The sequence below is a fragment of the Acinetobacter sp. 1130196 genome, from assembly GCF_000588095.1.
In the GTDB taxonomy this organism is placed as follows: Bacteria; Pseudomonadota; Gammaproteobacteria; order Pseudomonadales; family Moraxellaceae; genus Acinetobacter; species Acinetobacter nosocomialis.
Genome location: NZ_JFWX01000001.1, coordinates 33,170 through 56,941 on the forward strand (window position 1 = coordinate 33,170; position 23,772 = coordinate 56,941).

Here is a 23,772-nt window from a genome sequence, read left to right on the forward strand (position 1 = left end):
AACAATTTGGAGTGTTCCATGAATTTGGCTGATCGTGATGGTTTTATTTGGCAAGATGGACAATTAATTGATTGGCGTGATGCAAAGATTCACGTTTTAACCCATACACTACACTACAGTATGGGCGTATTTGAGGGTGTTCGTGCTTATGAAACTCCTAAGGGTACTGCAATTTTCCGTCTTCAAGACCACACAAAACGTTTGTTAAATTCAGCAAAAATTTATCAAATGAAAGTACCGTTTGACCAAGCAGCGCTTGAGCAAGCACAAATCGATGTTGTTCGTGAAAATAAATTAGCTTCTTGCTATTTACGTCCACTTATTTGGATCGGTTCAGAAAAACTAGGCATTGCTGCAACAAATAACACTATTCATGCCGCAGTAGCAGCATGGGCGTGGGGCGCATATCTTGGTGATGAAGCGATGGCTAAAGGTATTCGCGTTAAAACTTCATCATTTACTCACCATCATCCAAACGTGACCATGTGTAAAGCAAAAGCATCTGGTAACTACACATTATCAATTCTTGCTCACCAAGAAGTTGCACACTCTGGTTACGATGAAGCAATGCTCATGGACCCACAAGGTTATGTATGCCAAGGTTCTGGTGAAAACGTATTCTTGATTAAAGATGGTGTTTTACATACTCCAGATATCGCTGGTGGTGCACTTGACGGTATTACACGTCAAACTGTGATGACGATTGCTAGAGATCTTGGTTACCAAGTTGTTGAGCGCCGTATTACACGTGACGAATTCTATATTGCCGATGAAGCATTCTTCACAGGTACTGCTGCTGAAGTTACACCAATCCGTGAATACGATGATCGTCAAATCGGTGCGGGTTGCCGTGGTCCAATTACCACTGAAATCCAAAAGACTTTCTTTGATGCAGTTCAAGGTAAAAATCCAAAATATGAACACTGGTTAACTTACGTAAAATAAGTTAATCCGTTAACATGAAAAGGCGAACATTGGTTTCGCCTTTTTATTTTTTAGTTAGGAGCTTTTATGCATATTGTCTATGTCTCTGATGGTAAAGCAGGGCATCGTTCACAGGCTTTAGGCTTGTTTCAGGCAATGCAAAGACAGCAGGCAAATGCAACTTTTGAAGAAGTTTCTATTAATGACTTGCCTATTATTTCCTTAATTAAAGCGCTTTTCTCTTCAAAAAATTCTCTACTTCAGCAAGCACCCGATTTCATATTTGGTGTCGGGAGCCATACGCACTTTCGTGTCTGGTTGCTGGGTAAAATTTTTAAAAAGGCGAAGACTGTTATTTTAATGAAGCCAAATTTACCTATTGCTTGGTTTGACTATGCTGTGATTCCAGAGCATGACGGTATTCTTTCAAATGAGCGCGTTATTGTTACGCGTGGAGCATTGAATCCAATTCGTAATGAAAACCGACATCAGGCAGGCAGAATTTTAATTGCATTGGGTGGTTCATCTAAACGACATCAGTGGAACCATGAAAAAGTATTATTAAGTGTCCAAAAAATTGTTGAGTGTAATTCAAATTCTGAGATTATCCTGACCACCTCACGTCGTACTCCTGTAAGTTTCATTGATATTTTAAAACAACAAAGCTTTGCTAAGTGTTTGCAGATATGTCCGGTTGAGCAAACTCCTCAAGGCTGGATTTTTGAGGAAATGCAAAAGGCAGAAGCTGTGTGGGTAACCGAAGATAGTGTTTCTATGATTTATGAGGCACTTACTGCAGGTTGCCGAGTCGGTGTGATTGCAATGGACAGACTCAAACAAGATCGTATTACCAATTCGGTTGATATACTGCTAGAGAAAAAGTTAATAGCAAATGTGTTTGATATAAATTTGCTTCCTGAAGGACAGGTCCTGCAGGAAGCGGATCGGGTCGTTTATCAGCTCACTAAATGACATTGGCTGTCATCGTGACCTTTATCATAGTTGACTGTTTCTGATGTTGCTAAAATTTCTCTTGGGTATGTTTTGTATTTCGAATTAAATAACGATCTCTCTTGAGAAATGTTTTTACAGTGAATACCTCTCATATCTAAGAGTGTAGGTAATATATTAATTGAGCTAATAGCACTACTTTGTTCTTTAGAAAGAGTACTCGCCATTTCTGGATGATGTTGCTTCCATGAGTTTGAGCTCCACATAATTAAAGGGACATCAAAATTATTTTTCATGTCTAAATGCAGTGAACTATTTTCTTTACATTCTCCAAGATTAAGACCATGGTCAGATGTGTAAATTAAATTGGCGTCCACATTGGTTGCTTTTAATTTTTGAATAACTTCATTGAGCAGATAGTCTGTATAAAGTACCGTATTGTCATAGGTATCTTTAAATTTATTAAATTGTGGTGGATAGCGTTTTGCAAAATCTGCATGTGAACCATAAAGATGTAACACGATGAATTTATGATGTGTTTTTTCTGCCAATGCTCGATCAAATGATTTGAGTAGCTCCTCATCATAATGAGTTTCTAGTGAGGCTGAATATGAATGTTGCGTCAAAAATTGGGTTTCTTGAGCAGAAGAGGCATACGCTGAAACAAGAGAATCATATTCTCCATATTGGGATTGTGCGCTAAACCAGTAAGTTTTGTAACCTGCTGCATTGAAAGCATTCACAATAGAAGGGCTTAAATTATCAGTCCCGTTTAACTTTCCTGTTAATAAGGTCGGTACAGACTTACTGGTCATATAAGAACCTGAAATCGTATTATTAAATAACCATAAATCTTTCTTATATTTTTCTAGATAAGGCGTTGTATTATTTTTGGTATAGCCAAACAAACTTAAACGGTCGCGTCGAGCACTTTCCCCAATAACTAGTACTGTAATGGTAGGGCGAGTTTCCTTAACTTGTGTACATTCAATTTCGTTTTGTGTGGCTATGAAGTCTTTTACTCGATTTACTTCAAGACTCGCTGCTGGTAAACCAAGAAGTAAATTTAAGGGGTAAGATTGTTTAAAATGGCGATATACATTTAGAAACCCTTGCTGATGATCAGGTGCTTTAAGGTAGCGTTGAATTGGCGAAAAAATAAGACATAAGGCTAAAATACGTAGCCATATTGGAGTGCTTAGTCTTTGATTTGGAATGAAATAATAAAATAAAATCAAAGGAATGATGTAAGCAATAATCAAACCAATTGCTAAAGGAAGATCTAATGTCGATAAATAAACTTTGCCTTCAGTTGTAGAGCTACCTAAAATTGTGAGCCACACTGAAATTTCAGTTGGGGCGTTATAGGTAATTTCATAGTACAGTGCAAAAGGGCTTAAAAGATAAATAGGCAAACTAAGCCAGAAAAAACGGCGGTAATGATAAATTAAAAAAACGAAAAAAATAAGCGGATATAAAGCTTTGAAAAAACCATCACTGGAAATAATGCATGATGGAACAAGCAGCATAAAGCAATAAATAAAGAACCATAACTTTCCTGTTTTGAATCGAAAAATCACGCCAAGCTGTTCCAAGTGTAAAAGCGCGATATCATCCTATATTTTGATAACACGGTCTACATAAATTAAGGCATGATATAATATTTTAGTTCATCTCCAGAATTGATGGAATTATAGAGTTTAGAATGAAAATATTGCATATCGCAAATTTTGGCTTTAATAAACAAGGCGCGCATTTTTACTGTACAGACCGTAAAATTTCTGCCGGATTAATTGAAAATGGCCATTTCGTTTATGATTTTAGTTTTCGTGATATGGCACGAATGGGGACGATTTTTAAAACAAAAAAATTGGGTGCCAATTGGGCCAACAAAGAAGTATTAAAAGTCGTCAATAACATTGAACCCGATTTGGTGCTCATTGGACATAGTGACTTGATGAGTCCAGATGTTCTAAGACAAATTAAAGAATCTTATCCAAATACTAAAATTGCATTTTGGTATGTTGATCCGCTTTATTTAGAGAGCAAACTTGGCTTTGTAAAAGCATTCTCCCCGTATTTAGACGCTATCTTTTGTACGACGGGTGGTGAGTATTTACAGAAGTTAAAGCAGCCTCATTTAAGCGTAGCCTATCTGCCTAATGTGGGTCATCGTAACGTTGAAACACTACAGCAATTTTCAAACTCTAAGACTGACAAGACATTTATTTTCTGTGGTGTGGTCTATAAAGAACCTGAACGTGAAAAATTCTTAAAAGATTTGGCAGATGCCCTGCAACAAGGTCATGTAAACTATCAATATTATGGTTGTTTTGAGCAACCAGGTGTTTACGGTAAAGCTTATTATAAGGTTCTTTCTGAAACAAAAATGGGACTTAATTACTCACGTCGTAATGATGTAACCTTGTATAGTTCTGACCGTATTGTACAGTTGACTGGTAATGGTTTACTCACCTTTAGTCCAAGAATTCCAGGTTTTGAGAAACTCTACACTGAGCAGGAAGTGGTTTACTTTGATGATCAGTTTGATTTGGCTAAGAAGATCCAATTCTTTGATCAAAATCCAGAGCAGGCTGAAAAAATAGCGAAAGAGGGCTGGGAGAAAACGCGTAAATCTTTCAATGCTAAACGTATCACTCAATTTATGGTTGAGGTGACATTTAAGCAGCCCCTTTCAGAAAATTATGAATGGTCACATGAGGTTTATGCATGATGTGGTTTTTGTACGTTGCGGTAGGCCTATTAATACTTGCTGTACTGTTATATGTGCTGGGTAATTATACATTCTGGCTTCCGTTCCGTTCGAACAAACTACCACGCATAGTGATGTTGCATCAGGTTACCCCTAAGGATGCTGCCTCTGGTATGAACATGCCCCCTGAAAAGTTTGAACAACTCTTACAGTTGTTGACGCGTAAAGGGGTTATCTTCTGCTTTGTTTCTGAGCTTGAACAATATCGGAATCAAAAGAATGTGGTTGCTTTAAGTTTTGACGATGGCTTTATGGATAACTATCTTTATGCCTATCCATTACTTAAAAAATATAATGCAAAGGCAACCATTTATTTGGCAACGCAAATTGAAGGTATTGAAAAGCTCACTCACGATCAAATCCATGAAATGGCGAACTCTGGTTTGATTGAGTTCGGTGCGCATACTCAACATCATGTGAACTTGCTTAAGCTTGATGACCAAACGGCTTACAATGAGATGCTTCAGTCTAAGCGTGATGTTGAAGCATTAGTTGGAAAATGCCCTAGTTTTGCTTATCCATTTGGTCGTTTTAATGAAAAGCACCAGAAAATGGCCCAAGATATTGGCTTTAAAAATGCAGTATCGACTCGTAAAAAAATCGAAGCGTATGAAGCAGATAACCAATTTAATATTCCACGTGTCAGCACGCATGGTGCCATGAATGCTTTACAGATGCGTATCGCCCTTGCTAAAGGACGTTATAAGTTATGAATAAAATTCCATGTAGTGTTTATATTGTCACTTTAAACTGTGGTGCTTGGTTAGAGCGAACTTTGCAAAGTGTCAGTGAGTTTGATGAAGTTATTATTTTAGACTCAGGTAGTACTGATAATACTTATGAAATTGCAAAGCGCTTTGAAAATACCCAAATTTCTCATCAAGACTGGCAGGGTTATGCTGGGCAAAAAAGTTTGGCCTTAGCAAAATGCCGAAATGATTGGGTACTCAATTTAGATGGCGACGAAGTCTTATCTAATGAATTAAAACAAGAGATTGTTGAGACTATTCAGCAGAACAAGCTTGATGCATTAATCACTCCAATTAATGATGTTTTTTTAGGTGTTCCCAACAGCAAACATACTAAAAAACATGCAAAGGTGCGTTTTTTTCGTAAGTCTAAAGGGCATTACGACCTTGCCAATAAGGTCCATGAAAATGTGATTGTAGAAGGTGAATCTCAGCGTGCTCAACATGATATCTATCATTATGGCGAGTCGAGCATTTTCGTTAAAGTCGAAAAAAATAATCAATATTCCAACCTCAAAGCACTAGAGAAATACCAAAAAGGAAAGTCTCCAAGCGTTGCAAAATTGGTTTTGGTAATGCCAGTGACTTTCATGAAGTCTTATTTTATTCGCCGTAGTTTCTTAAATGGTTGGCGTGGTTTCGTAAATAGTATGATTAACGCGTTTTATGCTTTTCTAAAAGAAGCCAAACTATTTGAACAGACCATGAATAAAGATAAAAAATAAGTAGGCAAGCTATGAAAATTGTTCAGGTATTGGCAACTAGTGGTGGAGTTGGTGGTTTAGAGCAGCACACTTTTAACCTTGTTAATGAGCTCGCTTTAAATCATGAAGTACATGTGATTGCACATCCTTGCTATCTAGACAAGTTTAGCCAACAAGTACATTTTCATGCGGTTGATTTTGCACGTAGCCGTTGGAATATTTTTTTACTCTGGCAACTTAAAAATCTTATCCAGCAAATTCAACCTGCTATTGTTCATGCACAAGCAGGAAAGGCGGCTGAACTGATTGCCCGAATTAAGCCATTTTTATCTGGCCCAAAATTTGTGACAACAGTACATGGTACTAAAAAGAATAAGTCTGCTTATTTAGCGGGTGATGCTGTTATTGCGGTGAGCCAAGCACTCACGCAAGGCATTCCAGAGTCTAAAGCCCATGTGGTTTACAACGGGGTCTATCCTCAACCCGTACTTACAGTTGAAAATAAAGAAAAGTTACTTCAATCGATTCAAAAAGATTTTGCTGAGCTAGATGCAAGCAAAAAAGTTGTTATGTGTATTGGACGTCTAGAGCCAGTAAAAAATATCAGTTTACTGATTGAGTCGATGCAACAGATTGATGCCAATTTATGGATTATTGGTGATGGTTCACTTCGAGTAAGTTTAGAAAAACAAGTCAGTGAATTAAACATGCAAGATCGGGTCGCTTTTCTTGGCTTTAGAACTGATGCACGTGATCTGGTGCAATTAGCAGATATCGTGGTTTTGTCATCAGATCGTGAAGGTTTTCCACTTGTTATGGTCGAAGCTTTACGGGCTGACAAAGCAATGGCTTCAACCAAAGTAAACGGTGTGATTGAGTGGCTGCCAGAGCAATATCTGGCAGAAATTGGAGATGCACAAGGTTTAGCAAAAGCGATTAAATGTGCGCTTCAACCTGAAGCTCAAAACGACTTCAGCCCACTATATGCAAAGGCCAAGGCTGAACTGACTGTACCAGCCATGGCTGAGCAGACGCTTAATATTTATAAAGGCCTGCTGAAAACTTAATTATTTTTTGGTGTAAGGCGGATGGCATCAAGTACCACGAAATTATCTTCGACATTAATAGTATGGCAACCGTCATCTGCTTGATTCCAGTCTGGTAAAACCACTTCTAGTAATTTTTCTTCATACGCTGTCGGGCTCAGTTGAGTAATCGCCTTTAATTCGATATTGCCTCCATAACGTTTTAAAGAATCTTGGCTTGGTCGAACCATTTGTCCTTTATAAATAAAAGGTTTCCCCGCCATACGGAACTGCTGACTGCCTCGGCATACTGGGTTCATTGGGTGCTCTTGCCAGTTAGGATTTAAAATATCTTCGGTAAAAAATAAATCTAAACGGTCACCGAATTTCTTACAATCACGACGCGTTGAGGTAAAAAGATACCATAAGCCTTCATGGTAAAAAGGAGTGCTGTCAACTGCTTCAATATTCTCTAAAAGATTAGAATGCTTTTCCCATTTCAACGGGAAATCAGTACATTTCCAAAGCTCAATAGTTTTGTTGGCAGAAGATTCAGGAACCATGTACCAAGTACTATTTATTTTAAATACGCAAGGATAAGAAAGGTGATAGTCGAGCTTTAGGATTGTCTCTGGTGGCGTGTAGGTGCCATCTTTAAAGACTTCTAAAACAGAAAGAAAGCCTACAGGATGTTCATCATCAACTTCTTCAAAGAAAATGAAATGACGATCATTTTCATAAGCATAAAAGCTATCTGCAAATGTAAATTTTCTAGGTGAGTGGATTTCAAAGAGTGAATCTAATTGTTCAAGTGTTGTAAAGGGTTGGTCTAACCAGCCAAAACGCATATACCAATGAGAGTCAAAAGTTTTTGCTTTTTTTGCTTGTTGGTACTTGTACCATTTTTTTTGGATTGAACGAATCATGACAATACAAGAAAATAAAAAAGATATATTAACTCTATTTTACATTAGATATGATACTCGCTGTTTAAAAGGGGAATAGCTTAATGAAGATTTATGTTGTAACTATTGAAGATGAAAAATCACTTCGTTTAAGTAAGTTCCTCGGCCAAAATTTTTTTGAGCAAGGAGCCTTACCTATCACAAAAATAGGAATCAAGGGTGGGGAACTTTCAGCAAAAGAATATTTCGAAAAAGCTGTTAAAGGACGTTCAAAACCATTAACTCCAGCAGAATTGGGTTGTACCTTATCTCATCTTTCAGCTTTAGAAAATTTCTTGGAAACCAATGAGGAACTTGCCCTAATTTTTGAAGATGATGCTATTTTATCTAGTGAGTTAAATTTTAAAGATTTAGAAAAAGAGCTAAAAAATTTTAATTTACCTAAAAATATTCTATTCAGTCTGGGGGGGATACAGATGAAAGAAAGTTTAAAGGTAAGGGGTGTCTTAAAAAATAATAAATTATTTAATAAAGACGTATTGGAAGTACATCCACACTTTTATAACCGGGTAAACTATGCTGTTGCTTATGTAGTTGATCGTGAAATGGCAAAAAATTTAATTGCTTATCATTACTTGATTAGAAAAGCAGATGACTGGAGTTATCTATTTGACTTTAATGGAAGTTCACATATTTTTATGACATATTTGGTAGATCATCCTGTTATTAATTTAGGAGAAAAAGATACACAAATAAGTGCGATTGAAGGTGAGCGTGCTAAGTCTTCTGATTTACCTAAAAGTCGTTATGGTATATCTTTAAATTATAATTTTGCGAAATTAAAATATAAAAAATATCCTTTTAATGAATAAATTAGTTGTAAAAGAGATAATTTGATTACCTCTTTTTTTTAAATAGAAAAATAAATTTAAAAATCTAAAAAAGAGTTATTTTTAAATTTATTTTTAAGTACGTATGGTGTCAAAAGGGCACGGTCAGATCCAATTAATTTAATTAAATAAGGCATCTGATCTGGTCGCTCTTTTAAGACTAAAGCTTCAATGAAATAAATATTACATTTCAAATCAATGTTTTGATATAGAAAAGCATTTTTGTCACAATTAATTAGTGAAATACTATTGGGTATTTCTCGTAAGACTTTTTGACAAGCTACATAGGCAACTAGATATTCAAGTAAACCAATATTTTGAAAATATTCCGAATAATTTGGCTTTGTATTTCTTATTTCAGAAATATAGTTTTTAACCCCAAGTTTTAAAGCATATGATAATTCATCTAACCATTTTTTAAAGAAAATATTTCCTTTTTCTGAAGCAAGTAACCAGTTCTCTATAACTGGATAATCTTTTACAGTCGTATTCTCAGCTCTATAATAAGCAAAAGCAGAAGTTTTATTTTTTTTACAAGTATCTAAAATCCATTGAAGATTACTATAGATTATAATACTTGCATCCAACCATATGCCTCCATAATAATAAAGGAGATAAAATCTCAATAAATCTGATTTTTGTTGAGGAGTTAAGTTTTTATAAACTGAAAAGTCAAAATCACAAAACTCTGTTATATTTTTAGAGTTCAAAATATTAATTTGATATTCAGGATTTAATTTCTTTACTTGATTAAAGCATCTTTCCACAAGCTCAGGTACTTCTGAGTCCCAATACATCCAAATTATTTTTGGTATGATAATTTCAGATTTATCTAAAGAATTTAAAATAATTGGATCTGCAAAGTTTTCAGAATTAAGATTTTTAAATCTTATATCTTTGTAGTATCTTAAATTAAATGCTAAAAAACGAAAAAATTTTCTTGTAGATTTTCGTAAGCCCATAACAACCTCAAATGATAAATAATTTTTTATTTATCCGCATTTCCTTTCAGCACCATATAAATGAGTGCTACAAAAATAAGTAATGCACCTGCGAGGCTGCTTACACAGAAATAAAGAATGCGTTGGTTGGTCGTTAAATTAAATAGTTCATGTGAAAGGATATAGCGCATGAAAAACCATTGCGCAAGAGAGAATACAATCACGACTAAAGCATGTCGACGAACGTCAGGACGCATTGCCATAATCAATTACCATGCGGGAGAAGAGAGCAGCTATTATGCCATTTGCCCACTGTCACCTCAATAGACTATGAATTAACGAAATTGTTTAGAAATAATAAAAATATGAAGGAATTGTGAACTTTAATTAACATTAATAAATAGTAATATCCCTCTTATTTGCTAAAACTTTCATTATCTTGTTGAATTTAGCTTAGGGGAGAATAATGCAGCCTATTGATTTTGTAATGATTTGGGTCGACTCAACTGATACTAAATGGCAGCAAGATTATAAATATTATAAATCTAAAGAAGCAAATACACAGGTGACTGAGGTCATTGATGAATGCCGTTATCGTGATTGGGATAATCTTCAATATTGGTTTAGATCTGTTGAAAAATTCTGTCCTTGGGTACGAAAAATTCATCTAGTAACTTGTGGTCATTTTCCAGAATTTTTAGTACAAAATCATCCAAAATTAAACTTGGTGACCCATGATCAAATTATAAATCCAGACTATTTACCTACTTTTAACTCTCATGCTATCGAAATTAATATTCATAAAATAGAAGGTCTTACAGAGCACTTTGTCTATTTTAATGATGATACTTTTATTAATAGCCCCCTAGAACCTGAGTTTTTCTTTAGAAATGGTCTACCTTGCGATGGAGTTAGACTACAGCCTTTAATGGTAGTGGGAGAAGAGAACTTTTTAGGTGCTGTTGCTTTGACCGATGTTGCGATTATTAATAAATATTTTGATAAGAGAAAATTATTTCGAAAAAATCCTTACGCACTTTTTAATCATCGTTATTCAATCAGTAATAATTGGGGTAACTTTTTAAGTTTATATAATCGAAAATTCTCAAGTTTTTATAGTAATCATTTACCTCAACCATTTTTGAAATCGATATTTGAAGAGGTTTGGGAAAAAGAAGAAAACTACTTAAAGGAAGTATCAAGTCATCGATTTAGACAGCCTTTAGATGTTAATCAGTACTTGTTCAGATTGTGGCAGTTATGTTCTGCTCGTTTTTGCCCCGTAAATATATTTGAGCGTGGTCAAAATTTTAATTTAAGAATCCAAAATCTTCCTGAAATTAATCATGTTATTAAAAATGAGCACCTTCCACAGATTTGTTTAAATGATGATGAGCAAGTGGTTGATTTTGAAAAACTAAAAAAAGAAATTATTCAGATTTTTGAACAAAAATTTAATACAGTTTCGAGTTTTGAAAAAGAAATATCTCATTAAAAATTATTTATTAAAAAACCCTGCATAAGCAGGGTTTTTTAATTTCACAATCTAATAATTATTTAGATTCTTCAGCTTTTGGCTTTTCACGTAAGCGGATGCCCAAGTCACGAAGCTGGTTTGCTTCAACAGGAGCAGGTGCTTGAGTAAGTGGACATTCAGCAGTTTTCGTTTTAGGGAATGCAATAACGTCACGAATTGAAGTCGCGCCAGTCATAAGCATTACTAAACGGTCAAGACCAAATGCCAAACCACCGTGAGGAGGGGCGCCATAACGAAGTGCGTTAAGCAAGAAGCTGAATTTCTCTTCTGCTTCTTCATCAGAAATACCAAGCGCTTCAAAAATCGCTTTTTGCATTTCTAATGTGTAAATACGAAGAGAACCGCCACCAACTTCAGTACCGTTCAATACCATGTCATAAGCAACAGAAAGTGCTTCGCCTGGATTGCTCTTCACATCTTCTACGCTAGATTTAGGTAGTGTGAATGGATGGTGAACAGAAGTCCATTTGCCATCGTCAGTTTCTTCAAACATTGGGAAGTCAACAACCCAAAGTGGAGCCCACTCACAAGTTGCAAGGTTCAAGTCATGACCGATCTTGACACGAAGTGCACCCATAGCATCGTTTACAACTTTGGCTTTATCAGCACCGAAGAATACGATATCGCCATTCTCTGCACCAACACGCTCAAGTAACTTCATTACGATTGGTTCAATGAATTTAACGATAGGAGATTGAAGACCTTCAATTCCTTTTTCGATTTCATTGACTTTGATATACGCCAAACCTTTCGCACCGTAGATGCCAACAAATTTAGTGTATTCATCAATTTGGCTACGAGTTAATGAACCTGCACCTGGTACGCGAAGTGCTGCAATACGGCCTTTAGGGTCTTTTGCAGGACCAGCAAATACTTTGAACTCAACTTCTTGCATTAAATCTGCAACGTCAACGAGTTTCAATGGAATACGCAAATCTGGTTTATCAGATGCATAGTCACGCATCGCTTCGCTATATGGCATGCGGCGGAATTTTTCAAATTTTACGCCAAGCAAGTCATTAAATAGTTTAACAGTCATGCCTTCCATCAAATCCATGATTTCATCGTCATTTAAGAACGATGTTTCAATGTCGATTTGAGTGAATTCTGGCTGACGGTCAGCACGTAAGTCTTCATCACGGAAACATTTCGCGATTTGGTAGTAACGATCGATACCACCAACCATCAATAATTGTTTAAACAATTGAGGTGATTGTGGAAGTGCGTAGAAGCTACCATTTTGTACGCGACTTGGTACTAAATAGTCACGTGCACCTTCAGGTGTTGCACGAGTTAAAATCGGAGTTTCAACGTCTAAGAAACCGTGATCATCTAAATAGTTACGGATCAAGTTAGTTACTTTAGAACGGAAACGTAAACGCTCTAACATTTCAGGACGGCGAATGTCCAAGAAACGATATTTTAAACGGTGTTCTTCTGACACGTTAATCGTGTCATCATTTAATGGGAATGGAGGAGTTTCAGAAGCAGCAAGAACTTCGATTTCTTTGCCTAAAACTTCGATTTGACCACTCACCATATTTGGGTTTTCAGTACCTTCATAACGGCGACGAACACGACCTGTAATTTTTAATACATATTCAGAACGTGCTTTATCTGCAGTTGCAAATGCTTCTGGAGTATCTGGGTCAATAACCACTTGAACGAGACCATCACGGTCACGCATATCAAGGAAAATAACACCGCCATGGTCACGGCGACGATGTACCCAACCGCATAATGTAACGGTTTGGTCGATTTGGGCTTCAGTTAAAGAGCCACAGTAATGAGTTCGCATCATGATGAAGATTATCCAAACTATATTGGCTGAAAGGACGGATGCGTAAACCGCGCACCGTCAAAAAAGTAAGTTTTCGATTATGCCCTGTTGAATGGCATGCCACAAGAACTAGATCAAAAAACAGCTATAATTTAGCTAAAAATGAGCAATTTGGCAGCAAGTTTACCGATTAGCCCATTCTTTGTTGTCGATCTAAAAACAAGAATAATAAGCACCCTAAACTAAAAGTACTTAACCAACCTTGCATAAACTCATTAATAGATCGGCCTGTAAAGTAATAGGTGTCGGTATGCCAAACCTCATGAGGAATGTAACGGGCATAATCCCAAAGTGAAAATAAGCCCAAAAGGGTAGATAAAATAAACAGAGACCATGCAAAAATTTTAATTTTATGACTTATTTTCCAGTGCTGTTTATGTTTTTGATAGTAATGAATACTCATCCAGCCTAAAAAAGGTAATGCTAGAGCAGAAGAACCGAGTTGAAGTAGTCGATGCAAAGGATAGGGACGACCAAAGAAATGAACCGTTTGGGATAAAAAATCTTGGAAGATAAAAGTTCGAAAGTCAGAATGAGTAAGACCATCCCAAATGAGATGAGTGGCAATACCGATAATGAGTGCAAATATAATTCCAATTAAAAAGTAGATAAAACGTTTAAAAGAGTCTAATTTCAAATCATGCTGAATACCAAAAAAACGGTAAACCACAGGTCGATAAAGTAAATACCAAATGACGCAAAACAATAAACCTAATGCAAGGTTTGGGTAAAGCAAACCCTTCCATTGATGAGTCAGCATACCTGACTGAACTGTAAATAAGCGGTAAAGGTCAGGTGTCATGCTGCCAATAGCTAGGGCGGCAACAGGCAAAGTGTTTCGGCTTAGTTTAGCAATCGGTGGAGCAAGAACAGCATGAGAGATTGTAAAAGGCATTGGAAAACGAAGCTTCTCACATCATCAAAACAACGAGTCTAACGAAACATGCCTTTGGTTAATGTTTTTTATTGCAAAACATTTGGAATGTTATAATATAACGTAAAAAATATGGGGCATTGACTATGCAGCTCAAAACACAGCTTTTTGTTCTCTCATTATTATCACTTTCTATTCAGCAAGTGATGGCAGCGGATGACACAAATACTAAGGAAGAGAAACCTGCCGAATTGGCAACAATTACGGTTAAAGCAGAACCCACAGCACCAGCCAATAATACGTCTTTAGCAGAAGGTGCAACGAGTATTGGTAATGCCTTAAATGGTCAGGCAGGGGTTTATTCAGCTCAATATACAGGAGGGGCGAGCCGCCCTGTCATTCGTGGTCAAGACGGTACACGTGTCAAGATCGTACAAAACGGTGGCGATGTAATGGATGTTTCATCTGTATCGCCAGACCATGCCGTTACGGTTGATCCAAACTCTGCCCAAGATATTCAGATATTAAATGGTGCTGAAGCATTATTATATGGTGCAGGCTCTGTGGGGGGACTGGTAAATGTTGTTGATGAAAAAATTCCAACCAGCATGCCAGACAAGGGCTATCAAGGAAAAGCCGGTGTCCGCTACAACTCAGGTAGTGATGAGCTACTATATTCAGGGCAAGCGACAGTCGGTTTAGGGGACCATGTTGCGCTACGTGTCGGTGGTTTAAAGCGCGATGCGAATGACTATATTTTGCCTAGAGATTTACAAACAGACGAGCGTCGTCAGGATAGCACTTTTGCCGACTCTAAAAATTATAATGCTGGATTATCTTGGATTGGGGATCGTGGTTTTATCGGTGCTTCATTTAGCCAGCGTCATGATCAATATGGTATTCCTGCCGATAATGAGCTTTTTGGTTCATGTGAACGTGATGGCTTGCACCTTGTGTGTGGAACTGACGACCCATCAACCGATCATGAGCATGAGCACGAACATGATGCCTCATGGATTAATCTCAAAGAAAAGCGTTACGATTTAAAAGGTGAGTTAAGAGACCCGTTTGCAGGTTTTGCTAAAGTTGCAGCGCAAGCAAGCTATACCGATTATCAACATGAAGAAATGCATAATACTGATGTCGGAACAACTTTTAAAAGCAAAGGGATTGATAGCCGAGTTACATTAGAAAATAATGCTTGGGCGGGTTGGACAGGACAAATTGGCGCGCAATATACCCAACAAAAACTGAATATTGTTGGTGATGAGTCGATTATGGATCCAAGCAAAACCCAACGTTATAGCGTATTTGGTTTGCAACAAAAACAAATCAATAACGTCAATCTTGCAGTTTCTTCGCGTATTGATCATCAAACTATCGACATTGAGTCAGATCAAAAGAATTACACGGGTACTGGATATTCGGTTGCTGGCACAGCAAGCTGGGAATTTATTCCGCAATACAAATTGTCCCTCACAACATCACACCAAGAACGTTTGCCATTTGCTCAAGAGTTGTATTCGGACGGTGTGCATATGGCGACCAATACTTATGAGTTGGGTAATGATGACCTGAAGAAAGAGCGCTCAAATAATGTTGAGTTAGGTTTGCACTTTAATAATGATCTTTTGAAATACAACGTAAGCGTGTTCCATAACCGTTTTGATAATTTCATTTATGCTAATACATTGGATGATTTCCAAGGCTTCCGTCTTATTCAATATAGTCAAGATGCAGCTAAGTTCTATGGTGTCGATGCTGACCTAAGCTACCAAATTTCACCTGTATATAATTTAGGGCTATTTGGTGATTATGTTCGCGGCAAAATTGATAATGAAAATGCACCACGTATTCCGGGTGGGCGTTTAGGTACTAAAGTTAAAGCAGATTTTGGTGATGGATGGGATGGTTCTGCCGAGTATTATCATGTATTCAAACAAGATGATATTGCTAATTATGAAACCAAAGGTCAGAGCTATAACATGCTGAATTTAGGCGTTGGTTATAACGGCAAATATAGCAACATTGGTGATTACCGAGTGTTCTTGAATGCCAACAACTTGCTTGATAGCCGAATTTATCAACATGAGTCTTTCCTTGCAAATGTTCCACAAGTCGGGCGTAATTTTACTGTCGGTGTAAACTTTAGTTTCTAAGGCCTAACACGAAACTAAACTTGAAAAATCAAGCTAAAAGACCTAATTTGGAATGATCAAGTTAGGTCTTTTTTATGCGTATTTTTCAGCGAATTCATCAAAAAATAAATTGGTCAGGGCGTCGTTATATGGCGGTATTACTTTGCGTTGTTGCTATTGCATATATTGCATCGGCAATTTACCACACAGTAAAACCATTACCACAGGGCATTAACTTTAGTGGCAAGCTTAGACATGCCGATGTCAAATTTTTAGCAGATAAAACTTATCTGGATGCCAATGGTCAACAGAAGCTTGATCAACATATTTTTGATGAAATTTTAAAAATGATTGATGAGGCAAAGACTACGATAGTGGTCGATATGTTTTTATTTAATTCAGAGGTGGGTGACTCAAAAATAAAGCAAAGACCATTGATGCAGGAACTTACTAATGCGTTGATTAGTAAAAAAAGACAAAACCGTCAAATCCAGATTGTATTAATTACTGACCCGATTAACTCAGTTTATGGCGGTTTAAGTCCGGAGCATTATCGGCAATTACGACAAGCCGGTGTTGATGTTATCGAAACGAATCTGGCACCTTTACGTGCTTCAAATCCACTTTGGTCTGGTTTTTGGTATATTTGTTGCCAAAATATCGGAAATAATCCAGACAAAGGTTGGTTACCCAATCCTTTTGGTAATGAAAAAATTACATTACGCAGTTATCTGAACCTATTTAATTTTAAAGCGAATCACCGTAAAACCTTGGTTGTTGATACTGACGCTGGTTGGAAATCATTGGTCACTTCAGCAAATCCACACGATGGTAGTTCGAGACACTCTAATGTGGCGTTGATTGTAACAGGAGCCACAGCTACTGATATTCTTCAAACAGAAGCTGCTGTTGCGCAGATGTCTGGAAGTAGCTCACCATCACTCATTTTAGGTGACTTCGAAAAAGATATAACCAAGCCTCAGGTTCAAGTGTTAACTGAGGGCGCAATCTATGAATCTGTACTGAAACTAATTAATTCGGCTAAACCCAAAGAACATCTCGATCTAAGTATGTTCTATTTATCTGAACGCAAGATTATTCAAGCTCTAAAAAATGCACAAGCACGAGGGGTTATGGTTCGGGTTCTGCTTGATCCAAATAAAGATGCATTTGGAAGACAAAAGAATGGTATTCCAAACCGTCAGGTTGCTTCAGAGTTACATGCCGTAGGTATTCCAATTCGCTGGTGTGACACGCATGGTGAACAGAACCATAGCAAAATGATTGTGAAATATAACGACCAGCAAGCTGAGTTGATTGTAGGTTCTGCCAATTTCACTGCTCGTAATTTAAAAAATTACAACCTTGAAACGGATATGTTGGTTATAGGCAAAGTTCAAGATCAAGTTTTTAAAGATGCTCAGGATTACTTCAATACTTCTTGGTCAAATCTACAAGGTAGACAGATGAGCGTCGATTATGCGAAGTATGCAGACGAGTCTAAAGTGAAGTATTGGATTTATCGCTTTATGGAATGGTCAGGGTTATCGACTTTTTAATCACTACCTTTGGAGTTTTCCAAAAAAATGGCTTGTGCCTAGAGTCATCCACAACCTGAGCGAGGGAAAGCAAACATCGTTTGCTTCGAGCGCAAGACAAACAAAGTGCGTAGTTCAAACTCAAGCATAGCTTTCGCCTTGCGGTACGGCAAAGATTATTAATCTTTGCTATTCGCACCTCAGGTTTTGTGGATGACAAATGCTTTTGGTTACTTTGGGCGAAACCAAAGTAACGAATTAGCTACTACAAGTAAAACTTAAAGCGGTAAGACCCCGTCGTGCTAATTAAAAATAGAGAATAAAACTTGGAATATTTTAAGGTGCTGGCGGAATCAATTGATCCAAAGCCTTATCATCTAACTTTTCTATTTCACTCAAATCAGTCTTAATCTTCCACTGCGATTCATCATCTACCGGATTAGGTAAACGTGCTTCAAGCCAATCACATACGGCATCAGGGTTAAACTCAGGATGATTACATTGAATAATCCATGACAAAAAGTCTTTTGCTTCGCCATTCATATAAGGCGGTGGTGACACTGGAAAAAATAACGTAGGTAGACGTTCATTCGTCGATAGATAGTTTAAAACATGGCCGAGTTCTTGCACGGTTTGCCATGCAAGTGGGTGTTCTACATCAATACTGAACTTAAACCACCAAGCGTGTTCGCCATCTGCTCCATGCGCCATAATACGGGCTTCTTGTACACTTGGAACTTTGCAGAAAAATTGATGAAGACGTTCAAAACTGATTTCAGACACAGCAATTGACCTAGCTTAGAAAATGCTAATGGTAGCACAGATACAGATTCTTCATATTTTCTTTATAGTCATTACAAACAATATCAATCAAGCCTGTTTTATTCATGGTTTCTCCTTGACTCTCTTTTAATCTAGCTCTATATCAAGACAAAAGGGATGCACCATGAAAAAGCCAATCGTTCTTGTACTTTCAACTTTAATGTTGGGTATGTCTGCTACTGCGATGGCGGATTCAAATAATCGCTGGGATAACTATCACGGTAAAGACTATCGACATTATGAACAACGCTACGATCATCGTTATGATCGACGCGATGACCATAGACCACCGGTTTGGTCAAATGCAAACCGTGGCCATGAATATGTTGTGTTCAAGCGAGGGGAGCGTATTCCTGTAGAATACCGTGATAACCGTTATTTTGTTTCGGACTGGCGTGCCCATCGTTTATATGAGCCACCACGTGGATATCACTGGGTGAAAACACCGAATCAATATTTATTAGTTGATTCACATCACCAAGTTTATCGTGTGCGTTAAAACTAAAATATAAAAATGAAAAGGCCTCAATATTGAGGCCTTTTTTATGCTAATTCGTCATCTTGTGGTTGAGGAGTTTTTAAAGAGTTGGGTGTTTTTGAATGCTTTTCTTTCATTACAGATGGGTAGTGCCAAGAAGCAAAACGAACCACTAAAATTGAAATCGCTAAAATTAAAATTGAACCAGTAATAATCACTTGATCGATATCTGCTTTATGGTCATGTTGAATATCTGAAATCAGTAAACGCGTTAAGGCTGTAATCGCCACATAAATAAGAAAACGTACAGGCATATGATTGGTTTTAAAATAAATACCGACCATTGCGCCGAGTTCCAGATAAATAAATAACAATAAGATGTCATCGATTGAAGCATACTTTTTGACAGTTAAAATTTCATAAACTGTATGTGCTGCTGACCATGCCACCATACAACCGATAATGAATAAAGCCAAATAATGAAAAGCTTCAACGGCATAGTGACCAAACCGGTCGAGCGTTCTTTCAAACTTTTTCGGATCAGGCATAGTAAAATCTTTTTAATATGAGTATGCCTAGAAAATAAACAAATTTTATGCCAATAGAAATAGTAAATACAAAATAAAAAACGCCTGATTACTCAGGCGTTTTTTATAAAAATCTTAATTATGCTTGGTTTGTAAAGTAGTCTTCACTAAAGCCCATAATTAAGTCTGAACCAGCTTTGATTTTAGCAATACGTGCATCAATATCTGGCAAGATACGTTCAACAAAGTATTGAGCTAAAGCAAGTTTGTTTTGGTAGAAATCACCAGATTTATCTTTAGCAGCAGCTGCAATTTTTGCAAACATATAAGAGAAGCTGAGTAAGCCAACTGCATGTAAGTAATCAACAGCAGCAGCATTTGGGAAATCTACATTTTCAGCAGCTTGTTCAATAATAAACTGAGTGATTGCTTCAATTTCAGTTGCAGCATCTAAAGTTGCATCTTTAATGAAGTTCAAATCGGTGTCTAAATCATTTGCAAAGTCACGGATTTCTGTAATGTATTCAGCAATGAATGCACCGCCACATTTAATAGTTTTACGACCAATTAAATCTTGAGACTGAACGCCGTTGGTACCTTCGTAGATTTGCGCAATACGAAGATCACGAATACATTGTTCCATACCCCATTCACGAATATATCCGTGACCACCAAATACCATCTGAGCATCTAAAGTTGCTTGGAATGCGGTATCTGTAAGGTAAGCTTTTGCGATTGGTGTTAAAAGCGCAACGCGATTATTGGCTTTTTTCACAGCTTCTGCATCAGTTGAGAACTTAGTGATATCTAGCTGTTGACCTACATAGACTGCAAATGCACGAGAAGCTTCGTTGTTTGCACGTACATTTAACAACATACGACGTACATCACCATGTACTAAAATGCTATCAGCAGGCTTGCTTGGTGATTGGACACCAGCTGCACTACGGCCTTGTAAACGGTCAGTCGCATATTGAGCAGCATTTTGATAAGCAAATTCAGAAGCACCTAAACCTTGAATACCCATTGATAAACGTTCGTAGTTCATCATAACGAACATCGCAGCGAGACCTTCGTTTTCTTTACCAACGAGGTAACCTTTTGCGCCATCAAAGTTCATTACACAAGTAGCAGATGCTTTGATCCCCATTTTATGTTCAATAGAACCTGGGCCAACATGGTTGCGGTCACCTAAAGAACCATCTTCTTTTACAAGGTATTTCGGTACGATAAATAGCGAGATACCACGTGAACCAGCAGGAGCATCTGGAGTTTTAGCAAGTACCAAGTGAATGATGTTTTCTGCTAAATCGTTGTCACCGCCAGTGATGAAGATTTTAGTACCTGTAATGTTATAAGTACCGTCTTCATTACGTTCTGCTTTAGTTTTAATAATACCTAAGTCAGTACCTGCATGTGGTTCAGTCAAACACATGGTACCTGACCATTCACCGGAATAAATCTTAGGTAAATAAGTTTCTTTTTGCTCTTGAGAAGCATAGCTACTTAAAGCCATACCAGCACCTACTGAAAGAAGCGGGTAGAGCATGAAAGATGGGTTTGTCGCAAATAACATTTCATCGGCAAGAACGGTCAGCATTTTTGGCATGCCTTGACCGCCCCATTCTTCATCTGCGCCTAAGCCAATCCAACCACCTTCTGCATATTGACGAAATGCATCTTTAAAGCCAGCAGGCGTAAAGACTTCGCCGTTTTCATAGCGAGCGCCTTCTTCATCACCAGTACGGTTTAATGGATGAGTCACGTTCTGAGCAAATTTAGCCATTTCTTCTAAAATTGCTTCAGCTGTTGCAGCATCTACATGAGCGAGTTTCTCATTAGACTGCCAAAATTGTTCTGCTTTAAATACATCATTTAAGATGAATTTCATATCAGCTAAAGGAGCATTGTAAATTGGCATAATCGTTCACCTTTTTTATGCACATCAACTTGTGCTAGATATCCTGTAAAACGAAATGGATATTGAATTTAAAGTCTAAATTTATCACTGATCTTATAAAAAAAGGACCGTCAAAACTGAGCAGTCCTTTTTTAGTTTTTAACATTGCATATCGCAACTAACTATGGTTAGAAAGCGAAATGTTCAGCATCTAATGACATCAATGGGTCTAAACCACCAGCAATAACGTCTACGTGAGAACGTACGCGTGGCAAGATTTTCTTGAAGTAGAAGCGAGCAGTCGTAACTTTCGCGTTATAGAAATCAACGTCAGTTGTACCTTCTGCTAATTTCTCTTGTGCTACAAGCGCCATACGAGCCCATAGATAAGCTAAAGTCACGTAACCAGCGAAGTAGAGGTAATCTACAGCAGCAGCGCCCACTTCATCCGGATTTTGCATTGCACGCATACCGATTTGCATAGTGAGGTCGCCCCATTCTTTGTTAAGCGCAGCAAGTGGCTCAACAAATTCTTTCATGGCAGCATTGTCTTTATTTGCTTCTACAAACTTGTGAACAATCTTAGTGAAATCACGAAGCATTGCACCTTGAGTTTGTAAAACTTTACGGCCTAATAAGTCTAGTGCTTGAATTTCAGTTGTACCTTCATACAAGCAGGCAATACGTGTATCACGTACGATTTGTTCCATGCCATGCTCAGAAATAAAGCCATGACCACCGAAGACTTGAACACCGTGCTTAGCAGACTCAGAACCTGTTTCAGTTAAGAATGCTTTTGCAATTGGAGTCAATAAAGACAAGATGTTGTCAGCAAACTTACGCTCTTCTTCAGTTTCGCCTTTTTCAACGATATCTGCATATTGAGCAAGTAAGTAAACAAGTGCACGACCGCCTTCAGCAAATGCTTTTTGAGTTAAAAGCATGTTGCGAACAGCAGGGTGAACAATAATTGGATCTGCTTCTTTTTCCGGAGCTTTAGGACCAGAAAGTGAACGCATTGCTAAACGCTCTTTCGCGTAAGCTAAAGCACCTTGGAAAGATGACTCAGATGCAGATAAACCTTGAACCGCAGTACCAATACGTGCTGTGTTCATGAAGGTGAACATACAGTTCAAACCACGGTTTTCAGGTCCGATCAAGTAACCTTTAGCTTGGTCAAAGTTAATGACACAAGTTGCGTTACCATGGATACCCATCTTGTGTTCAATAGAACCACAGCGTACTGCATTACGCTCACCAATCGTTCCGTCTGCATTGACATTGAACTTAGGAACGATAAATAACGAAATACCTTTAGTCCCTTTTGGTGCACCTGGAAGGCGAGCAAGAACGATATGGATAATGTTTTCAGCCATATCATGTTCACCAGCAGAGATAAAGATTTTCTCGCCAGAGATTGCATAGCTACCATCTGCATTTGGTTCTGCTTTAGTACGGATAATACCTAAGTCTGAACCTGCATGAGATTCAGTTAAACACATCGTACCTGTCCAAACACCTGAAACAAGGTTTGGTAAGTAAGTATTTTTTTGTTCATCAGAACCATGATGTTCTAATGTACGTACTGCTCCGTGAGACAAGCCAGGGTACATACCCCATGCCCAGTTAGAGCTACCTACCATTTCTGAAATTGCGATACCTAAAGAGTTAGGTAAACCTTGACCGCCGTATTGTTCTTCTGCTGATAAAGACGGGAAGCCAAGTTCGATGTATTTTTGATAAGCTTCTTTAAAGCCTGTTGGTGTAGTAACAACACCATCATTCCAAGTACAACCCTCGCGGTCGCCAACTTGGTTTAAAGGAGAAAGTTCATTTTCACAGAAGTCTGCCGCAGCTTCTAAATATTGATCAACCAATTCACGGCTTACGTTACCTTGAAAGTCAGGTAATTTTGCATAGTGTTCTTCAGCATTTAATAATTCATGCAAAACAAATTGCATATCACGTAAGGGCGCTTTGTATTGTGGCATATCGGGTTCCTCAATACTGGTGAAACCAGAGTTATAATCCTAATCTACGATAATGTGCCATAAGAGGCACCTTGAACCATTACATCGTGCAACAACTTGCATAACTGTACAAGCACCTCAGGGCCTTTACTTTGTGACTGCAAAGTCAAGAAAAAAATACTTGAACTATGTAAGTGCTTTGAGTGTAAACACTTTTGGTGAAGTTTAGATGAGACAAATAGTCAAAATCGTAAATAGTTATGTACACAAAAAAGGCGCCTATAGG

21 protein-coding genes are annotated in these 23,772 nt (G+C 37.6%); 11 read left to right on the top strand and 10 right to left on the bottom strand.

Features of this window, described 5'->3' with window-relative positions; translation table 11 throughout:
- Positions 1-18 precede the first annotated feature (18 nt).
- Positions 19-945 carry a branched-chain amino acid transaminase gene (locus J671_RS05645; protein ID WP_002051336.1) on the top strand — a complete coding sequence of 309 codons (927 nt, stop codon included), beginning with the start codon at positions 19-21 and terminating at the stop codon, positions 943-945.
- A gap of 66 nt (positions 946-1,011) precedes the next feature.
- A complete protein-coding gene (locus J671_RS05650; RefSeq protein WP_031953335.1) occupies positions 1,012-1,896 on the top strand; it encodes a mitochondrial fission ELM1 family protein in 885 nt (294 codons plus the stop codon).
- On the opposite strand, the gene J671_RS05655 is transcribed toward J671_RS05650, so the two are convergent.
- Positions 1,881-3,290 carry a phosphoethanolamine transferase gene (locus J671_RS05655; protein WP_227556601.1) on the bottom strand — a complete coding sequence of 470 codons (1,410 nt, stop codon included), beginning with the start codon at positions 3,288-3,290 and terminating at the stop codon, positions 1,881-1,883. The two genes, J671_RS05650 and J671_RS05655, sit on opposite strands and share 16 nt — an antisense overlap.
- A 290-nt stretch (positions 3,291-3,580) precedes the next feature.
- Between J671_RS05655 and J671_RS05660 the strand changes: the two genes are divergently transcribed.
- From J671_RS05660 to J671_RS05675, 4 genes are read left to right on the top strand one after another with little or no spacing between them, the layout of a single operon-like run.
- Positions 3,581-4,609: a glycosyltransferase gene (locus J671_RS05660; protein ID WP_004711948.1), complete on the top strand. Its 1,029-nt coding sequence runs from the start codon at positions 3,581-3,583 to the stop codon at positions 4,607-4,609.
- Complete coding sequence (locus J671_RS05665; RefSeq protein ID WP_031981603.1) at positions 4,606-5,361, top strand: polysaccharide deacetylase family protein; 756 nt, start codon at positions 4,606-4,608, stop codon at positions 5,359-5,361. The genes J671_RS05660 and J671_RS05665 overlap by 4 nt, the downstream gene beginning before the upstream one ends.
- Positions 5,358-6,122 carry a glycosyltransferase family 2 protein gene (locus J671_RS05670; RefSeq protein ID WP_031981604.1) on the top strand — a complete coding sequence of 255 codons (765 nt, stop codon included), beginning with the start codon at positions 5,358-5,360 and terminating at the stop codon, positions 6,120-6,122. The genes J671_RS05665 and J671_RS05670 overlap by 4 nt, the downstream gene beginning before the upstream one ends.
- 11 nt (positions 6,123-6,133) lie before the next feature.
- On the top strand, positions 6,134-7,168 hold the full coding sequence (locus J671_RS05675; RefSeq protein WP_031981605.1) for a glycosyltransferase: 1,035 nt from the start codon (positions 6,134-6,136) through the stop codon (positions 7,166-7,168).
- Here the strand turns inward: J671_RS05675 and ghy are convergent.
- A complete protein-coding gene (gene ghy / locus J671_RS05680; protein WP_031981607.1) occupies positions 7,165-8,052 on the bottom strand; it encodes a glycosyl hydrolase Ghy in 888 nt (295 codons plus the stop codon). The two genes, J671_RS05675 and ghy, sit on opposite strands and share 4 nt — an antisense overlap.
- An 83-nt stretch (positions 8,053-8,135) precedes the next feature.
- Here ghy and J671_RS05685 point away from each other — a divergent pair, with 83 nt between their 5' ends.
- The gene (locus tag J671_RS05685) at positions 8,136-8,903 is read left to right on the top strand and encodes a glycosyltransferase family 25 protein (protein ID WP_031981608.1); all 768 of its coding nucleotides are present in this window, start codon (positions 8,136-8,138) and stop codon (positions 8,901-8,903) included.
- Positions 8,904-8,959: 56 nt separating this feature from the next.
- Here J671_RS05685 and J671_RS05690 read toward each other — a convergent pair whose 3' ends face one another.
- Both J671_RS05690 and J671_RS05695 read right to left on the bottom strand, forming a co-directional pair.
- Positions 8,960-9,883: a glycosyltransferase family 32 protein gene (locus J671_RS05690; RefSeq protein WP_031981610.1), complete on the bottom strand. Its 924-nt coding sequence runs from the start codon at positions 9,881-9,883 to the stop codon at positions 8,960-8,962.
- 26 nt (positions 9,884-9,909) lie between these two features.
- Positions 9,910-10,125 carry a hypothetical protein gene (locus J671_RS05695; RefSeq protein ID WP_006580305.1) on the bottom strand — a complete coding sequence of 72 codons (216 nt, stop codon included), beginning with the start codon at positions 10,123-10,125 and terminating at the stop codon, positions 9,910-9,912.
- A 203-nt stretch (positions 10,126-10,328) separates the two neighbouring features.
- Between J671_RS05695 and J671_RS05700 the strand changes: the two genes are divergently transcribed.
- Positions 10,329-11,357 carry a stealth conserved region 3 domain-containing protein gene (locus J671_RS05700; protein WP_031981611.1) on the top strand — a complete coding sequence of 343 codons (1,029 nt, stop codon included), beginning with the start codon at positions 10,329-10,331 and terminating at the stop codon, positions 11,355-11,357.
- 58 nt (positions 11,358-11,415) lie between these two features.
- Here the strand turns inward: J671_RS05700 and aspS are convergent, their stop codons facing one another.
- On the bottom strand, positions 11,416-13,200 hold the full coding sequence (gene aspS / locus J671_RS05705) for an aspartate--tRNA ligase (RefSeq protein ID WP_004711960.1): 1,785 nt from the start codon (positions 13,198-13,200) through the stop codon (positions 11,416-11,418).
- Between the two features lie 169 nt (positions 13,201-13,369).
- Positions 13,370-14,134 (bottom strand): DUF4184 family protein, encoded by a 765-nt coding sequence (locus J671_RS05710; RefSeq protein ID WP_004711963.1) that lies wholly within the window; start codon positions 14,132-14,134, stop codon positions 13,370-13,372.
- 125 nt (positions 14,135-14,259) lie between these two features.
- On the opposite strand from J671_RS05710, the gene znuD reads away from it, so the two are divergent.
- Both znuD and J671_RS05720 read left to right on the top strand, forming a co-directional pair.
- A complete protein-coding gene (gene znuD, locus J671_RS05715; RefSeq protein ID WP_017394152.1) occupies positions 14,260-16,272 on the top strand; it encodes a zinc piracy TonB-dependent receptor ZnuD in 2,013 nt (670 codons plus the stop codon).
- A gap of 74 nt (positions 16,273-16,346) precedes the next feature.
- Positions 16,347-17,810 carry a phospholipase D family protein gene (locus tag J671_RS05720; RefSeq protein WP_031981612.1) on the top strand — a complete coding sequence of 488 codons (1,464 nt, stop codon included), beginning with the start codon at positions 16,347-16,349 and terminating at the stop codon, positions 17,808-17,810.
- A gap of 315 nt (positions 17,811-18,125) precedes the next feature.
- Here the strand turns inward: J671_RS05720 and J671_RS05725 are convergent, their stop codons facing one another.
- On the bottom strand, positions 18,126-18,572 hold the full coding sequence (locus tag J671_RS05725) for a hypothetical protein (protein ID WP_002051512.1): 447 nt from the start codon (positions 18,570-18,572) through the stop codon (positions 18,126-18,128).
- Between the two features lie 163 nt (positions 18,573-18,735).
- On the opposite strand from J671_RS05725, the gene J671_RS05730 reads away from it, so the two are divergent.
- The gene (locus J671_RS05730) at positions 18,736-19,110 is read left to right on the top strand and encodes an RcnB family protein (protein ID WP_002051261.1); all 375 of its coding nucleotides are present in this window, start codon (positions 18,736-18,738) and stop codon (positions 19,108-19,110) included.
- A gap of 44 nt (positions 19,111-19,154) precedes the next feature.
- Here the strand turns inward: J671_RS05730 and J671_RS05735 are convergent, their stop codons facing one another.
- The 3 genes from J671_RS05735 to J671_RS05745 all read right to left on the bottom strand — a co-directional run bounded on the left by J671_RS05735 (position 19,155) and on the right by J671_RS05745 (position 23,507).
- Positions 19,155-19,637, bottom strand: a complete 483-nt coding sequence (locus tag J671_RS05735; protein ID WP_004885289.1) for a phosphate-starvation-inducible protein PsiE — start codon at positions 19,635-19,637, stop codon at positions 19,155-19,157.
- A gap of 118 nt (positions 19,638-19,755) precedes the next feature.
- Positions 19,756-21,537: an acyl-CoA dehydrogenase C-terminal domain-containing protein gene (locus tag J671_RS05740; RefSeq protein ID WP_031981613.1), complete on the bottom strand. Its 1,782-nt coding sequence runs from the start codon at positions 21,535-21,537 to the stop codon at positions 19,756-19,758.
- 167 nt (positions 21,538-21,704) lie between these two features.
- Positions 21,705-23,507: an acyl-CoA dehydrogenase C-terminal domain-containing protein gene (locus tag J671_RS05745; RefSeq protein WP_004711974.1), complete on the bottom strand. Its 1,803-nt coding sequence runs from the start codon at positions 23,505-23,507 to the stop codon at positions 21,705-21,707.
- Positions 23,508-23,772 lie beyond the last annotated feature (265 nt).

Coding starts and splice junctions, on each gene's coding strand:
- J671_RS05645 (WP_002051336.1), top strand. CDS start 19: ATGAATTTGGCTGATCGTGATGGTTTTATTTGGCAAGATGGACAATTA.
- J671_RS05650 (WP_031953335.1), top strand. CDS start 1,012: ATGCATATTGTCTATGTCTCTGATGGTAAAGCAGGGCATCGTTCACAG.
- J671_RS05660 (WP_004711948.1), top strand. CDS start 3,581: ATGAAAATATTGCATATCGCAAATTTTGGCTTTAATAAACAAGGCGCG.
- J671_RS05665 (WP_031981603.1), top strand. CDS start 4,606: ATGATGTGGTTTTTGTACGTTGCGGTAGGCCTATTAATACTTGCTGTA.
- J671_RS05670 (WP_031981604.1), top strand. CDS start 5,358: ATGAATAAAATTCCATGTAGTGTTTATATTGTCACTTTAAACTGTGGT.
- J671_RS05675 (WP_031981605.1), top strand. CDS start 6,134: ATGAAAATTGTTCAGGTATTGGCAACTAGTGGTGGAGTTGGTGGTTTA.
- ghy (WP_031981607.1), bottom strand. CDS start 8,052: ATGATTCGTTCAATCCAAAAAAAATGGTACAAGTACCAACAAGCAAAA.
- J671_RS05685 (WP_031981608.1), top strand. CDS start 8,136: ATGAAGATTTATGTTGTAACTATTGAAGATGAAAAATCACTTCGTTTA.
- J671_RS05690 (WP_031981610.1), bottom strand. CDS start 9,883: ATGGGCTTACGAAAATCTACAAGAAAATTTTTTCGTTTTTTAGCATTT.
- J671_RS05695 (WP_006580305.1), bottom strand. CDS start 10,125: ATGGCAATGCGTCCTGACGTTCGTCGACATGCTTTAGTCGTGATTGTA.
- J671_RS05700 (WP_031981611.1), top strand. CDS start 10,329: ATGCAGCCTATTGATTTTGTAATGATTTGGGTCGACTCAACTGATACT.
- aspS (WP_004711960.1), bottom strand. CDS start 13,200: ATGATGCGAACTCATTACTGTGGCTCTTTAACTGAAGCCCAAATCGAC.
- J671_RS05710 (WP_004711963.1), bottom strand. CDS start 14,134: ATGCCTTTTACAATCTCTCATGCTGTTCTTGCTCCACCGATTGCTAAA.
- znuD (WP_017394152.1), top strand. CDS start 14,260: ATGCAGCTCAAAACACAGCTTTTTGTTCTCTCATTATTATCACTTTCT.
- J671_RS05720 (WP_031981612.1), top strand. CDS start 16,347: ATGCGTATTTTTCAGCGAATTCATCAAAAAATAAATTGGTCAGGGCGT.
- J671_RS05730 (WP_002051261.1), top strand. CDS start 18,736: ATGAAAAAGCCAATCGTTCTTGTACTTTCAACTTTAATGTTGGGTATG.
- J671_RS05735 (WP_004885289.1), bottom strand. CDS start 19,637: ATGCCTGATCCGAAAAAGTTTGAAAGAACGCTCGACCGGTTTGGTCAC.
- J671_RS05740 (WP_031981613.1), bottom strand. CDS start 21,537: ATGCCAATTTACAATGCTCCTTTAGCTGATATGAAATTCATCTTAAAT.
- J671_RS05745 (WP_004711974.1), bottom strand. CDS start 23,507: ATGCCACAATACAAAGCGCCCTTACGTGATATGCAATTTGTTTTGCAT.